The 15502-nt window shown below is 45.6% G+C and carries 13 protein-coding genes and 1 tRNA gene; 6 read left to right on the top strand and 8 right to left on the bottom strand.

What is annotated here, in order from left to right; translation table 11 throughout:
• Position 1 precedes the first annotated feature (1 nt).
• Positions 2-1273: an N-acetylmuramoyl-L-alanine amidase gene (locus tag KVT36_RS27650; RefSeq protein WP_217606681.1), complete on the bottom strand. Its 1272-nt coding sequence runs from the start codon at positions 1271-1273 to the stop codon at positions 2-4.
• Positions 1274-1693: 420 nt separating this feature from the next.
• Here KVT36_RS27650 and KVT36_RS27645 point away from each other — a divergent pair, with 420 nt between their 5' ends.
• Positions 1694-4315 carry a putative LPS assembly protein LptD gene (locus KVT36_RS27645; protein ID WP_217606680.1) on the top strand — a complete coding sequence of 874 codons (2622 nt, stop codon included), beginning with the start codon at positions 1694-1696 and terminating at the stop codon, positions 4313-4315.
• Here the strand turns inward: KVT36_RS27645 and KVT36_RS27640 are convergent.
• Positions 4303-5049, bottom strand: a complete 747-nt coding sequence (locus KVT36_RS27640) for a 1-acyl-sn-glycerol-3-phosphate acyltransferase (RefSeq protein WP_217606679.1) — start codon at positions 5047-5049, stop codon at positions 4303-4305. The two genes, KVT36_RS27645 and KVT36_RS27640, sit on opposite strands and share 13 nt — an antisense overlap.
• Before the next feature lie 147 nt (positions 5050-5196).
• Positions 5197-5871, bottom strand: a complete 675-nt coding sequence (ung, locus tag KVT36_RS27635; protein WP_217606678.1) for a uracil-DNA glycosylase — start codon at positions 5869-5871, stop codon at positions 5197-5199.
• 114 nt (positions 5872-5985) lie between these two features.
• On the opposite strand from ung, the gene KVT36_RS27630 reads away from it, so the two are divergent.
• Together KVT36_RS27630 and KVT36_RS27625 are read left to right on the top strand one after the other, a co-directional pair.
• Positions 5986-6059, top strand: a tRNA-Arg gene (locus KVT36_RS27630).
• A gap of 249 nt (positions 6060-6308) precedes the next feature.
• Positions 6309-7103: an arginase family protein gene (locus KVT36_RS27625; RefSeq protein WP_217606677.1), complete on the top strand. Its 795-nt coding sequence runs from the start codon at positions 6309-6311 to the stop codon at positions 7101-7103.
• A 163-nt stretch (positions 7104-7266) separates the two neighbouring features.
• Here the strand turns inward: KVT36_RS27625 and KVT36_RS27620 are convergent, their stop codons facing one another.
• A complete protein-coding gene (locus KVT36_RS27620; protein ID WP_217606676.1) occupies positions 7267-8076 on the bottom strand; it encodes an endonuclease/exonuclease/phosphatase family protein in 810 nt (269 codons plus the stop codon).
• Positions 8077-8246: 170 nt separating this feature from the next.
• Between KVT36_RS27620 and KVT36_RS27615 the strand changes: the two genes are divergently transcribed.
• Positions 8247-9485 (top strand): hypothetical protein, encoded by a 1239-nt coding sequence (locus KVT36_RS27615; RefSeq protein WP_217606675.1) that lies wholly within the window; start codon positions 8247-8249, stop codon positions 9483-9485.
• 107 nt (positions 9486-9592) lie between these two features.
• Positions 9593-10099 (top strand): hypothetical protein, encoded by a 507-nt coding sequence (locus KVT36_RS27610; RefSeq protein WP_217606674.1) that lies wholly within the window; start codon positions 9593-9595, stop codon positions 10097-10099.
• A 50-nt stretch (positions 10100-10149) separates the two neighbouring features.
• Here the strand turns inward: KVT36_RS27610 and KVT36_RS27605 are convergent, their stop codons facing one another.
• Positions 10150-10530, bottom strand: a complete 381-nt coding sequence (locus tag KVT36_RS27605; RefSeq protein WP_217606673.1) for a hypothetical protein — start codon at positions 10528-10530, stop codon at positions 10150-10152.
• Positions 10531-10616: 86 nt separating this feature from the next.
• Complete coding sequence (locus KVT36_RS27600) at positions 10617-10916, bottom strand: hypothetical protein (protein ID WP_217606672.1); 300 nt, start codon at positions 10914-10916, stop codon at positions 10617-10619.
• A gap of 178 nt (positions 10917-11094) precedes the next feature.
• On the opposite strand from KVT36_RS27600, the gene KVT36_RS27595 reads away from it, so the two are divergent.
• Positions 11095-11853, top strand: coding sequence for a hypothetical protein (locus KVT36_RS27595; protein ID WP_217606671.1), 759 nt, complete (start codon positions 11095-11097; stop codon positions 11851-11853).
• A 170-nt stretch (positions 11854-12023) separates the two neighbouring features.
• Here the strand turns inward: KVT36_RS27595 and KVT36_RS27590 are convergent, their stop codons facing one another.
• Both KVT36_RS27590 and KVT36_RS27585 read right to left on the bottom strand, forming a co-directional pair.
• On the bottom strand, positions 12024-13451 hold the full coding sequence (locus KVT36_RS27590; protein ID WP_217606670.1) for an efflux transporter outer membrane subunit: 1428 nt from the start codon (positions 13449-13451) through the stop codon (positions 12024-12026).
• 63 nt (positions 13452-13514) lie between these two features.
• On the bottom strand, positions 13515-15502 hold a 1988-nt coding region (locus KVT36_RS27585; protein ID WP_217606669.1), incomplete at its 5' end, for an efflux RND transporter permease subunit.

Below are 15502 nucleotides of genomic sequence, written 5' to 3'. Positions count from 1 at the left end.
ATTACATCTGTGCTTCTAACTTCAGGCCATTCTTGTATGGGACGATGAACGCATCTTTAAAGCCCATCCGCTTGGCCTTTCGCAAGGCAGCCCCGGCCTCCGGTTCCGTTCGGAAGCTGCCCCATATATATTTGTTAAATTTTTTCCGGTTAATGATCACCTTCTCCTGTTGTATTGGGCCCCCCATCTTTTTGAAAATGGGGGACTTGGCAGAATAATTTTTATCGCTTACCAGCAGCTGTACCTTATACATAACGGAGGAGGAGGCAGCAGTGGCAGATGTTTTCCTGGGTTGTTTGTAACCGGTTTCAATCACCGGCTGTACTACGGGCTGCGGTACTACCGGTTGCGGCGGTGGTGCGGCTTCCTCTTTAAAGTTACCAAAGCGTTCCAGCTCTTCTTTATAACGTTTTACGGCTTTAAAGATGCACTGGGCGGTTTCCTGCTGCCCGTTGGCTGAGTTCAGGTATTCTTCCTCATCCGGGTTGCTGATAAAGCCTAACTCCACCAGCACACTGGGCATAGCAGTTGCCTGCAGCACCCAGATGCCTTTTTCATTACGCTGGCGGGCGCCCCGGCTGATGCGGCCTACTTTGGTAAATTCGTCTTCCACCATGGTAGATAAGCGCAGGCTCTGATCAAAAAAGGCATTACGCAGGGTATTGAGCATAATAAAGGTCTCCGGGTCAGCAGCGTCCATTACTTCCTTGGCTTCTTCAGAGTTGCCGTCCAGCACCATTACAGAGCTGGTTTTCAGGGATTCCATTTTGGCGTTGTTCTTACTGGTAGCCCATACATATGTTTCCGTACCCTGTGCCTGGCTGGGAGAGTATGCATAAATAGGCTGCCTTACGGCTACTTTCCGTTTTCCCCTTTTACGGTACACGGTTTTGTACCCGGTTACATGGCGGCTTTTAGGGGCAGAGTTACAGTGAATGGATATAAAAAGATCGCCCCGGGCATCATTAGCAATTTCTGCTTTGCGGCGGGGATCATCAAAGCGGTCCACTTTACGTGTATACACCACCTTTACATCCGGCATATTCTCTTCTATGATCTTTCCCAGCTTTAAAGCAACATCCAGGGTTACTTCTTTTTCGGTGGAGTAGCTGCCGCGGGCGCCAATATCCTGCCCGCCATGGCCTGCATCAATTACAATGGTACGGAGAGGTTTGTCCTGCTTTCTTTTAAAAGGCTTGTCCGTAGCCCGGATAAATAAGGTAAAGATAAATAGCGTTCCGCATCCTAAGATCCAAAATCGGTTCCAGCGCATGTTTCAAAGTTTAATGGGCGTTAGTTAGTTTAATTACGAATTCACGGAATTACGAATTACAAATTGGGTAGAGGGGATGGCATGATCTCCGCTGCCTTTAATTAGTAATTAGTAATGCGTAATTGATAATTCATAATTTGGTAATTCATCCTGAATCGTTAATACTTTTATAATTGTAGAAAACCAGTGTATCCCCAGGCGTTCTTTTTCGTTTTACGAATGATAATAATTTGTATAAAAACATGTAGGTTTGTGCCCGCTTGACACATGATCCCTGACTACAAAAATAATTATAAAAAGTTTTTCAGACAGTACCTGTTCGTGGCAGGTGCCATCTTTGCTTTTATCCTTATTATAGATGCATTTGCCTGGGCCGGGCCACACAGAAGTGTGAATTTTAACAAAAATTTCACAGATACCGTGCCAGTAAAGTCAGATACAGTGCCGCTTTCCAGGCCCAGGATAAAGGATACCGCCCGTACCGGCCGGGATACCATACCACGGCTTACTGATAGCACCGCTACTGACACTACCGTGGTAGACACCCTGTATATGCCCAAACTGTCCAAAGACAGCCTGGATGCCCCGGTGAACTATAAGGCTAAGGACTCCATTGTACTGATGGTACCCGCCAAACGCTTTTATTTATACGGTACGGCCAACACCAAGTACAAAACTGTGGACCTGACAGCAGAACGGATGAACTTTAGCCAGGCTACCGGTGTGCTGGAAGCCACCACCGCACAGGATACCAGCGGTAAGGCCTATGGCCGGCCGGTGCTGAAAGACGGCGAGCAGAATTTTGATTCCGACACCTTACGCTACAACTTCAATACGCAAAGAGCTAAAATTTATCATACCCGATCCCAGTATGGCGAGGGCTTTATTCACAGCCAGCAAACCAAAAGGGAGGCGGATAACAGCATTTTCGGCTGGAAGAATGGTTATACCACCTGTAACCTGGATACCCCCCACTTCCAGTTCCGCGCCCGCAAGATAAAGGTAATACCGGACAAACTGGTTATATCCGGCCCGGCTAACCTGGAAATAGAAGGGGTGCCCACACCTTTATTTATACCGTTTGCTATTTTCCCCATCACACAAGGGCAGCGTTCCGGCATCTTACCGCCGCAATATGTAGTGAATGCGCAGAAAGGCGTAGGCCTGGAAAACGGTGGTTATTACCTGGGCCTGGGGGAGTATTTTGACCTGACCATGCGCGGTGATGTATATTCCTACGGCAGCTGGAGCTTAACGGCCAGCCCTACCTACCGCGTACGGTACCGCTATAATGGTGGTTTGAACCTGAGCTTTGCCACCACGCGTTTTGGCGACCCTGCCGTGAAATCAGAGTTTACCCGTTCCCGTGACTTCCGGGTAACCTGGAACCACAGCATGGACAGCAAGGCCCGGCCAGGGGTGAACTTTGGCGCCAACGTAAACTTTGGTACCTCCTCCTACAACCAGTACAATGTATTTGACTATTATACCAGGGTAAATAACAACATAGGATCGTCCATCAGCTTTTCAAAAACCTGGCAGGGCAAACCCTATAACTTTACCATGAGTTTGAACCACCAGCAGAATCTATCCACCAAGGATATCTTCATCTCTTTCCCGGACGCCTCTTTTAACGTAAATACCATTTATCCTTTTCAACCTAAGGAGTTGGTAGGTACGCCCAAGTGGTACCAGAAAATAGGGGTTTCCTACAGCACGGTGCTGCGTAACAGTGTGAATTTCAAGGATACTATGTTCCTGAAAAAGGAAATGTTTGACCGTTTGCAAACAGGTATGCAGCATACGGTACCCATCTCTTTTTCCATACCGGTAGGTACGTTCACCTTATCGCCCGGCATTAACTATTCAGAATACTGGTACACCCGTAAAATGATCCGTAGCTGGAACCCAAGGCGGTTTAACCCGGCTACCGATACCCTGGGCGGTATAGATACCACTTACCAGACGGGCTTTTTTGCTGCCCGGCAGGCCAGCGCAAGCGTATCATTATCTACTGCAGTGTACGGGATGTATGTGTTTAAAAAGGGCTCCAAGATAAAGGCCATCCGCCACGTGATGCGCCCCACCATGAGCTTAAGCTACCAGCCTAACCTGGCCCGCAGCGCATATGATTCCCTGCGTTATGGTTTTCAGCCGGAGGATGTAAGCCGTGTATCTTATTTTGACGGATCTGTAGTGGGCGTGCCTGGCGAAGGGAGGGCCGGGTTAATATCGTTTGGTTTGGATAACAACCTTGAAATGAAGGTGGCCTCCAAGAAGGATACCTCTGCCAATAAAGAAAAGAAAATTAAGCTGCTGGATGGTTTTGGTATTAACGGCAGCTATAACCTGATAGCAGATTCCTTTAAGCTGAGCACCTTTAGCATTTATGCGCGTACCAACCTGTTTGAGAAGCTGAACATCTCTGCCAGTGGTAATATTGATCCCTATGTTGTAGACAAGCGGGGGCACCGGCTGGACCAGTACGTATGGCAGGCAGGTAAGCTGAGCCTGGGCCGCTTAACGAATGCGAATATTACCATGAGCACCTCCTTCCAGTCGGCCGATAAAAAAAGCAAGGATAAGGAAAAGCAGAAGGAAGATCTTGAGAATGAGCAAACCGGCGATGCTGCTATGCAGGCGCAGCAACGGCAAATGCAGATGGTGCGTAACAACCCGGGCGAGTATGTGGACTTTGATATTCCCTGGCGTATTGATCTCTCTTACAGCTTAACCTACAGTAAATCTATTATACCGGATTCCGGCGGGGTGGTGGTGAATTTTAACCAGTATGTGAACTTTAACGGCGATTTCAGCTTAACGCCCAAGTGGAAGATAGGCCTGAACAGCGGTTATGATTTCATTAATCACGAGATTGCCTATACGAATATGTATATTTCCCGCGATCTGCACTGCTGGCAAATGTCTATTAACCTGATACCCTTTGGTACGTACCGGCAGTTCAGTATTACCATTAGCCCCAAATCCGGGCTGCTGCGTGATCTGCGCATAAATCGAACGCGGCAGTTCTATGATCTGTAATTTTCAATATAATCCCACATTATTTTAAATACCTTTTCTTTTAATGCCGGCAGGTCATCTTTGGTTAATCCTTTTGTGGGGATGGGCGGCAGAAAGTGAAAATCTACCCTATGCGGCAGCGCGTAAAAGATGCGGTCCGGCGGAAGGATCTTACGTGTATTGAATAATACAGCCGGCATAATGGAGTGCTGCGTATCTATAGCCAGCGCAAAAGCACCATCGTAAAAAGATTTCAGCGGATCATTTGTTTTGTTGCGGGTACCTTCCGGGTATAGGGTCATGTGCATGCCCTTGCTGAGCACTTCTTTCATTTCCTCATAGCTGCGGTGGCGGCTGTCTTCGTCTTTACGATCTACCAGCACACTGCCTATTTTATACATAATACCAAACAGGGGCGTGCTGGCCATTTCTATTTTGGCCAGGGTTTTATGGTAACCGGGCACACCGGGCGTGGTAACCGGTACATCCATTAAAGAGTTGTGATTACATACTACTACATAGGTAACGCCGGGTTCAAAATTTTCCAGCCCTTTTCTTCTTACGGGACAAAAAAGCATGGGCATAAATACTTTCATCCATCCACGCATCAGTGGAAAAAAACGGCGTGTTCTTTTGGGCTCCGGCAGCCGGGAGATCACCCACATTGGCAGGAACATCACGATGATGTTGGCAGCGAATACCAATGATCCATAAATAGCGTATAACCGGCCAAGAATATTCTTTAACCTGCTCATAAACAATTGACAGTCAGTATTTCACAGAACCACGGCTTTTAATGCCGTTTATTTTTCATATTACGGGATAAATTTAATTAATATATCAACACGAAAATGTGCCTGCTCAGGCATCTGGTTGACGGTTTCAATCCATATGAAGTGGCATTACTCCAGCCGCCAGTCAACCGGTTCCAGGCCGGCTTTGGATAATAATTCATTAGTCTTTGAAAAATGGCGGCAGCCGAAAAAACCTTTGTCGGCGCTAAAGGGGGAGGGGTGGGCTGCTTTTAGGATATGATGTTTGGTAGCATCTATCAGCACCTGTTTATCCTGGGCAAACTTACCCCAGAGCAGGAACACTACATTTTCTTTTTTATCGGATATCTTACGTATTACAGCATCTGTAAAGTTTTCCCAGCCTATTTTGCTATGGGAGGCGGGTTCGCCGGCCCGTACGGTCAGGAAGGCGTTGAGCAGCAGCACGCCATGTTCTGCCCACTTGGTGAGGTTGCCACCACTGGGCGGCGTAAGACCCAGGTCTGTTTTCATTTCTTTATAGATATTGACCAGCGACGGGGGCGGGGGTACGCCATCCTGCACGGAAAAGCAGAGGCCGTGTGCCTGGCGGGGGCCATGGTAGGGATCTTGGCCCAGTATTACCACCTTTACTTCATCGAAAGGGGTGGTATTGAATGCGTTGAAAATGAGATTACCGGGGGGATAGATGGTTTTGCCGAGGGCTTTTTCATGTTTGAGGAACATGACGATCTCTCCGAAATAGGCTTTGGCAAATTCGTCTTTTAAAACTTCTTTCCAACTGGCTTCTATTTGTACGTCCATGGCTATTGTATTATAAAAACGGCTAAATTTGAATTATTGGATGAATTTTATATAAATTTGCACTCCCAAAATGAAAGATAAATATAGTGTTTATTTTAGTTTGGGTGAAAAATAGGACCGGTAGCTCAGCTGGATAGAGCAGCTGCCTTCTAAGCAGCAGGCCATTGGTTCGAATCCAATCCGGTTCACAAAGCGAAGTCATAACGGCTTCGCTTTTTTATTTAGGGCTGGATAGCGCATCCCGGCCTTAAGCCGGCGGCGCAGCCGCTCAGGTTTCCGTCAACTATACTTTCTTTGTTTTCAAAGACCCGCTTTGCGGGATACCGGTGAACCCGCCTGCACCTTACCTTTGTTGTAATCATGCAATACAATACCTGTAAGTTTCGTAAATACAGGCATTGGTGGCAATTTTTAAAAGAAACAAAACGATATTAATTATGATATTTATAAATCCACAATGGCAAGGCTCAGGTTTGACAGACGAACTAAAAAAAGGCGCCGATACTTTAGCTCAATATTTTAAAACTGACTTTACAGCAATTCCTTTGTCCGGCAAAGAACTTACTACGGTATACAATATTATAGGGTTCTATCCTATCCTTGAACAGGCTGAAAGTTTTAAACAAATAATTAGTGATAGTAAATTAGAGAAGATCTCTACTATTGGTGGCGACTGCGGAATTGAAATTATCCCCATATCGTATCTCAATAAAGTTTATGGCAACGATCTCTTTATTATTTATATCGACGCACACGCCGACTTAAATACGCCCGCTACTTCACCAAGCCAGGCTTTTCATGGAATGCCGCTCCGGTTATTATTAAATGAAGGGAATGAACTTATTAAGCAAAAACTTTTCTCTTTTATTCAGCCGGGTCAGATATGTTATGTCGGACTTAGAGATTTAGATGAAGCCGAGAAGATCTTTATTGAGGAGAATAAAATAATTTCTTTGACAACTGCTGATTATGAAATTATTGAATTAACAATTAAACAAAGTAAGAAAAATAAAATTTACATTCACCTTGACCTGGACGTTTTAGACCCCCAAGAATTCAGACATTCACTGTTCCCTTCTGATAACGGTTTAAAAATAAAAGATGTTGCAAATATTATCAACAATCTTAAGGAAAGTTTTGATGTAGTGGGCATTTGCGTGACAGAATGTACGGCAACTACACTGGAAGACTTACAACCAATCGAAGAAATTTTAAAGCAAGTAAGATTATAGCTAAACCGGGAAAAGCTACTTCCAACATTGGTATGCCAATAGTGCTTTCATCAGGCATTTATATTACTGTTTTCTAGTCAAACAGGGGCGTGGTGTCCCGGAAGTTTGTGAAGTAGGCGCCTGGTGTTTACGGATTATGGTACCTTTTCAAAAGAAATAAAGATCAAAGCTGATAGACAACAAAGACCGGAACGTGATCAGAAAGTTTCCTCGCTGCTTTCAGGTCTATAAAATCCTTGTAAAAGTGGATCACACCACCACTTAGTAACTTGATCGTTGAGGGATTAAAGTAAAAGTTATCAAACTCAGAGGCTAAACAATCTCCATTGATACACTGCTGTCTAAGTGATGTTTTCTGTCCCTTAAGCATAGCGGTATAACCCATCTTTTTCAGGGGATTAAATACTGTATGAGACGCTGGAACATTAAAGTCACCGCAAAAGATTAGATTGTCATCCGGATAGGACGCTGGCAAGAATTTAAAATACTTGATCTCAGTCTCTGGCTGCCTGGATTTGGGTATTGCATGAAAGTTCACAAGTGTGAATGTTCTGTCAGCAATCTTAAACCTGCCATAGAATGGCTCCCGTTCAATGAGAAGTCCATATTTTTGTTCAAGCCATGGCTGGCCAACCCTTATAACTTTTTTCGCTTTCCATATAAAAGCATACCGCTCAGCTTTATGTAAAGAGATCCCGGAAGTGATCTCACTCACCGCATAGTCCCATTTATCACCGCTCCTGTTAAGCGCATCAACTAAGCGGGCTACAGCCTGGGAGCCGCTAAAGCCAGCTACAACCTCCTGAATGGCAATTAAATCATATGCTTTTACCGTATTTGCAATAAAATTTATTTCCGGACCATCCTTTGACTTTCCAAAATCTTTTAAGTTCCATGACAAGATCTTAACTGTTGTCTGAGCAGAGGCTCCAAGGCAATAAAAACAAAGCAGTGCGAAAACAAGGTATTTCATTATATAAACTGACCGGTCTCTTTTACTTTCAAATCTTAAATTTAGGAGTTATTTACAAATAGTTTCCTGTCTACGTTTTTTTGGAATTATTGATTATTTAATTTAATTTATTGACCGCACACAGTTCGCAATTTTGTTTTGTCATTCCCTATAACAATAACCTAAGAAATATGTCCGTCACTAAACAATCCATTACCGTAAAGAATGCGTTGCTCATCATTCTGATGATGATGATGGGATTATATCTTGCCCTTTCCGCTATTTTCTCCCTTTCTTATATTAAGGACTCGCCTGCCGACAAAGCAGCTGTCATCAAACGTTTTGACTCCACTTACCGGTATCCCGTTACGAGATTTGCAACTATCAGTGAAAGCTTACCCACTATGGTGAGCATGAAAGGTATTATTTCAACGGTGGGCAGCTTGCAATCCTTTAAAGGCAATGAAGGGGTATTGAAAGCGAACATACGCGTTCACACCCGCCTGGAGGCAGTGCTGGACGAAGCTGCTGATACTCTTAACCGGCATATAGAAAACCTGGTGCTCGAAAGTGATCTTATTTATAAACAGTACCAGGACTTTCTAACCCAGTTGGAAAACCTCTATGAGTCAGGCAACAACCGCTTCCAGAGCGCAACTGCACGCTTGTCGTCCGGGCTTTTGACCAAGTACAGTGAAGACCTTATAACGTTGATAGGCGATTATCAAACAGATGCTGCAACCATCCTGCATCACAACATCTCGGATTTCAGCCGGAAATTTTCAACACTTGACCGGATCACCCAAAACAGCCTGCAAAGCCTGGATGTTATTCACGGCAAACTAGTCATGAATGATACCTCGCTCGCTAACTTACAGCTCTCAGCCATATTGAACACGAATTTCCTGCCGCAGAACACACCATTCATGGAGATGCCCGATTCCCTGCAGGCCGGCTACAGAACATTACCAAAGTCAGGCGAAGTAGGGCAGGACTGGGGCATCGTCTTCACAGTGCTCATTAACCCCATTGCGCAGAGTAAGAATGTAGATGTGCTGCTGGTTTGCGGCATGTTAGGTTTTGGACTGTTAGGGGCCGCCATAGCCATCTTCATAACAGGCACCAACCTGGCCACGGATTCGGTAGGTTCCAATCTGTTGCAGGTAACGGTGAGAGGGTTTTCGGCAGCAATTGTTGTTTACCTGGCAGTAAGAGGAGGAATCGCGCTGGTAGCCAGCAGCAACACCGATCCCAGCCCGTTAGTACTGTTCCTGTTCTGCTTTATCGGGGCCGTGTTCAGTGAACGTATATGGGCCTGGGCAAAGGTACAGATATCGGCATCTTTTGCTGACCAACCGCCTGCGGATAACAAGGATAAAGATGCATCCCAGAAGTCTAAAGCCAAAGTAGGGCAGGAGATTATTTTATAAGATCAGAAAACGTTAAGTAAGGAATTAAATGCAAATACGATCCGGAGATATTGACGCTCCTTTTTGGTATAAAATTTAATATGTTTACTGCCGAAATTTCCAGCTCAATGAATCGAATTATTATTGCCCTGTTACTGACAATTGCTTTGCCTGTTCTGAACCTTCATGCTCAACAGAAAAATACTGAAACGGATATTTCAGCTATTCGTGCTGCATTCAAAGAGATCAATACCCTATCGCTGAAACAGGAGCAATTCAAGTATGAATCTGACGGCTGCGTGGAGGATGGTATTGTACAATACTTCTTTAAGGGCAAAGAGATCGTAAAGATCATAGAATCAGGTAGTATTGGGGATGGCAGCTGGAAAAAAGAATACTATTACCAATCCGGTAACTTTATCTTTTCCTATGAAAAGCTTATTGGCGGCTCAGCCGGGGGAGAGGTAACCCAAAGCGAATATCGTATATACGCGAAAGATGGTGCAGCCATTCGCTACATGGAGGATCAAAAGATCATACAGCCCGATAGCAGAGTTAACCAAACATTGGCGACTGCGGGAAAATTACTGAAAGCCTATACTACAAAAAATTTTGCAGCAGCTTTGTGTGAATGATCAATGAGCGCCCCTAAAACTACCAGGCAAATTGCTGTTGCCTGCATTGATCACTTTTTAAAAAATGTTCCCCCAAAGCCAATACCAAACACCAATAAAATAATGGCTACTGGTAATTCGGGATAATCAGTATTAGTTACAATTGTGCTTATTATAGGCACCACTCTTACTTTTACCGTTGTTCCTACCTGGAACTTGCCGCTGTTGTACTCACGCCTGGATAAATAATAATCATATGCTTCGTTATCTACTGCAACTACAGCCCTGTTATTTTTGCGTCCTGCGGAGCCGGGTGTAGCTATTATTACCGCATCTACCTCTTTGCCGAAATACTTGCCATAAGCGTATAAGAAAAAGTATCCAAAGAATAACACCGCAAAAAGACTGAATGCAGATGCTATGATGATAAAGTCCGTTTTCTCTCCAAACATATACGTGTTTACTTTTGTTAATTGATTTCGCGCCAATCCTAAGCTGAAACAAAATGCAATAGCCCGTAGCCGTAGGTTAAATATGGCTATTGCTTATTCTCCGTTATTGACTTGAGCGCAAATTTTGCCAGCTCCACATTAGCTGTGGTTGTTGCGGTAGAGAAAATCAGATCGCCTTCATGCAATTTTTTAGCTTCCGTGTTAATAGGGTGGTTATTCATAATTTCATAGTTTACCTGGCCCGTAGTGGCTACGAGGTCAGTTTGGGTTAAGACATGTCCAAGGTTATCTTTAAAGATTATATTTTCAGATGCCTGGGCATCACCTGGTTGACAGGAGAATAAAGCCAGGACTACTAATCCTGAAAGACTTCTTCTAACTTTCATGGAAGCCATTGCTGTTTGATAAAGGGATATATTTAATCAGCCTAAATATATTAAAAATATTTTATGATTGATCTGCCTGATCCGGCAATAAAGTAAGCAGCTAACAGTTATTTCGCTGCCTGTAACTTCATATACATATCCAATTGTTAAAAGCCGGAACAGTTTATAAATTTAGCCAATGGATAATAATACACCCCAACGCGCTAAAATGAAAAGATACCTGTTGCTCCTTGCCGTTTTCAGTACGGCCTGTTGTTATGGCCAGCAATACAGCCGTGAGATAACATGCGGTACTGACACCGTTACCGGGTATTCTTTTTACGAACCATACCCCGCGTTTGCCTGTACACAGGTTTCAGGATGGGGACTACGGGCCGAAATAGGCGTTTCAGGATACGCTTACAACAATAAGACCAAACAGTGGCTTGGCAATCATTTCGGCGGATCACTGGGGCTTGCGGTGGTTTATAAGAATTTTACCATAGGCTTTAGATTTAAACCCTGGACCATAAGACCTAAAACAGATCTTGCTTTCGGAAGCGATACTTTAACCCGGTCGGCAGAACTTAATCCCATTAAGCTGGATTATTATGTTGGTTACTCAATAGATCTTAAGCACAATATCTCGGTGGAGCCCTACATTGGGTGGACGAGCAGTGTATTTGAAGTTATTAATGAAAAAGACCTGCACCGGTCGTACGATATCCGGACTGCAAATGGGCTGATAACAGGTGTAACGCTCAATAAATATTTCAGGATAAGTGAATTTCAATTCCTTTCGGTTTTTATAAGTACAGGATATGCCACCACTGGTTTCTCAAAAACCAATAGCCGGCTTGGCAATGGATATTACGAAGGTACTTTCGGTATTGCCTACAAGGGCTTTTACAGAAGGTATTTTCTGCAGCGGGCAGATGGCAGCAAAAAGTATCATTAGGGGATCTGTGGCTGCATGTTATTGGTGCTTACTTGCCCGCCCGTTCGGTATGTTAAAGTTGAGCTGCTTTTTCCGCCCATAAATAAAAGGCCAGGGAAGGAATGCCCCGGCCGGTTTTAAAACCTACAACTGTTACATACTGTAACATAACACTATCTTAATAATGTGATCTATTGCCAGCCTCCGCCCAAAGCCTGGTATAATATTACTTCCGCGCTCAAACGCTGCCGCTGCAAACCTGCCAGGATAAGGTCTGCCTGCAGCTTATTATTCTGCGCTGTCAGCACTTCCAGGTAACTGGCATCGCCGGTATCATACAGCAGGCTGGAATTTTTTACCGCCTGCTCCAGCACCCGCACCTGCCGGCTGGTATGCTGCTCCTGCTCCTTGAGCTTAACGATCTGTGAAAGGGAATTGGATACTTCGCCCAGCGCGGTTAATACCGATTGTTTGAACTGCAGCTCCGCCTGTTCGCGGCTTATCTTTGATTGTTCGTATTGTGTTTTTAAGCGTTTGTTCTGCAATATGGGTTGTACTAATGAACCTGCGCCTGTTGCAAAAAGAGAGCCGGGGATCTTAAACCAGTTGCCTGCATCAAAAGCATTCAGGCCTCCCTGGCCGGTAATGGTTAAAGAGGGGTACATGCTGGCGCGGGATACATTTACCATGGCATGCGCCTGCATCAGCGTCATTTCAGACTGGCGTATATCCGGCCGGCGGCGTACCATATTTGCGGGAATGCCTGCTGATAATTTTTCGTGTAATGATAAGGACGAGATACCTCCTGTTCTGCCTATTTTACCGGGGTTCTTTCCTGTTAGCACAGACAGCGCATTTTCCTGCGCTGCCAATTGTTGTTCCAGCTGCGGCAGCATGGCTGCTGCCTGCTCGCGCGATGCTTCCAGCTGCTGTATGGCCAGCGTGGTTACATTACCGGCATCCCGCAACATGGTTGTTACGGTAATAGAGCTGTCGTATAAAGCAATGCTTTTACGGGTTACTTCCAGTTGCGTATCCAGCATCAGCAGGTTATAATATCCCTGCGCAATATCAGATACCAGCTTTGTTTGCACTGCTTTTGCCGCTTCCTGTGATCCAAGATAGTCGGCCAGTGCAGCGTCTTTCCGGCTTTTTATCTTACCCCATATATCTGCTTCCCAGGAGATGTTTAAACCAGTGGTATAATCTGCTATATAACTCTGCCCCAGGAACTGGCTGGCAGTAAGCCCATTCAGGCTGTTATCTGAAGGCCGGGAAATAGAGGCCTGCCCAACGGTAAGGTTAACCGTGGGCACATTGTTCCATTTAGCCTGTTTAAAGGCCTGTGCGGCATAATCAATTTGTTTGATAGCCACCTGCAAATTATAGTTGTGCGTTATGCCGCTGTCTATTAATTGCAGCAGCACCGGGTCACTGAAAAAGGCATGGTAAGAGATAGTAGCTATGCCGGAATCAGATACATTACTGATGCTGTCTGTGCGGAAAGCAGCCGGCAGGTCCAGTGCCGGAGCCTTGTACTTCTGCGTTACGCAGGAATTAACCGCAGCGGTGATCACCATTGCACAAAGAAAAAGAACGGACCGTTTATACTTATACATATCTGCCACTGTTTATGAGATCAAAAGCTGGTGGCGGTATCACCGCCACCAGGTAAAATGTTTTTAAATATGCCCGGGTATGGCTTGTCCGTATTCATCATACACCTCCTGTTTTGAGGGGCGCTTTACCAGCTCCTGCAGGTATTGGAACACCACAAACAATACCGGTATAATGAATATGCCCAGCAGCACTCCGCTTAACATACCTACAACAGCTGCCCAGCCTATGGAGTGGTTACCAAGGGCAGAGGGGCCTACGGCACGCAGCAGCGGTATAAGGCCTGCAATAAAGGCAAGGGAGGTCATGATAATAGGGCGCAGCCTTGCTTTGGCTCCATCTACTGCTGCAGCTACCAGTGATTTGCCGGCACGACGGCGCTGTACCGCATACTCCACAATAAGGATGGCGTTCTTTGCCAGCAAACCTATGAGCATGATCAGGGCTACCTGTACATAAATGTTGTTCTCTATACCACCGATCTTTATACCGATGAATACGCCCATTAACCCGGTAGGGATGGAGAGCATAACGGAAAACGGCAGCAGATAGCTTTCATACTGTGCGCTTAGCAGCAGGTACACAAATACCAGGCACAACGCAAATATGAAAATGGTTTTACTGCCTGCAGATTGTTCTTCACGGGTAAGCCCTTTCCAGTTGGTTGTATAACCTGTTGGTAAATTGGCAGCCTTCACGCGCTCAATAGCTGTAATGGCCTGGCCGGTACTAAATCCCGGTTTAGGCATTACCGTTGCACTGATAGCGTTAAACATGTTAAAATGGTCAACTGTTTCTGTACCGTACACCCGTTTCATGTTGATCAGTGTTTTTACCGGCACCATTTGTCCATCGCGGTTCGACACCGAAATACCATCCAGCGAAGAAAGGTCTGCGCGGTCTTCTGCTGCGGACTGCAGCACTACGCGGTAGTACTTGCCAAAGCGGTTAAAGTCCGATGCCTGCATACTGCCGTAAAACCCTTGCATTACCGTTACCAGGTCCTTTACATTAACGCCTAGCTGTTTGGTCTTCATCTCATCTATTTCCATCTCATACTGCGGGTACCCGGTGTTAAAGGTGGTAAATGCAAGGGCTATTTCCGGCTGTTTCATTAGTTCCCCAAGAAATCCCTGGGTCACCTGATTAAATTTATCTATGCTGCCTGCGGTGCGGTCCTGCAGTACCATATCAATACCGGTAGTGGTACCAAAGCCCTGTACCGTAGGTAATGCCAGCACATAAAAGAAGGCGCCTTTCACATCCATGAGCGTGCCTTGCAGCATTCCCAGGATCTGGTTAATATCTTTTGTTTTTCCGCGTGCTTCCAGGTCTTTCAGCTGTACCAGCATTAAACCGGCCGAAGAGCTGGCGCTGTTCGTTAAAATATTAAGACCGGAAACAGACACGGTATTCTTTACAAAGGGGAACGAGGAGATCATATCCCTCCCTTTCACCATGGCTTCGTTTGTGCGTTCCAGTGAAGCGCCGGGCGGCAGTGAAACGGACACGATCAGAAATCCCTGGTCTTCATCCGGTATAAAACCGGTAGGCGTTGTTTTGGCTAAAAACACAAGCAGGGCAAAAACGCCGGCCAGCGCTGTAAAGCCCACCCATTTCTTTTTTATTAAGAAAAGTACGGAGAGGCCATAACGGGTGGTGAGCTTATTAAAGCCGGCATTAAACCCTGCAAAGAAACGTTTGCCAAAGCTGGTCCTCTGTTGGGGATGTTCGCCTTTTTCACCGGGAGCATGGCTATGCACATCCTTCAGGAACAAGGCGCAAAGCGCAGGGCTTAAAGTAAGCGCATTCACCGCAGAGATCAGGATGGCAATGGCCAGCGTTAATGCAAACTGGCGGTAGAATACGCCGGTAGGCCCATCCATAAAACCTACAGGTAAGAACACTGCCGACATCACCAGGGTAATGGATACAATGGCGCCGGTGATCTCGCTCATGGCCGACACTGTGGCCGCCCTGGCAGGCAGCTTCCGCTTTTCCATTTTGGCATGGCCGGCCTCCACTACCTCAATGGCGTCATCCACCTCAATAC

The organism is Chitinophaga sp. GbtcB8 (assembly GCF_019091455.1).
In the GTDB taxonomy this organism is placed as follows: Bacteria; Bacteroidota; Bacteroidia; order Chitinophagales; family Chitinophagaceae; genus Chitinophaga.
Note: the sequence above shows the minus strand (reverse complement) of the source record. Positions and strands in the feature narration are given on the sequence as shown.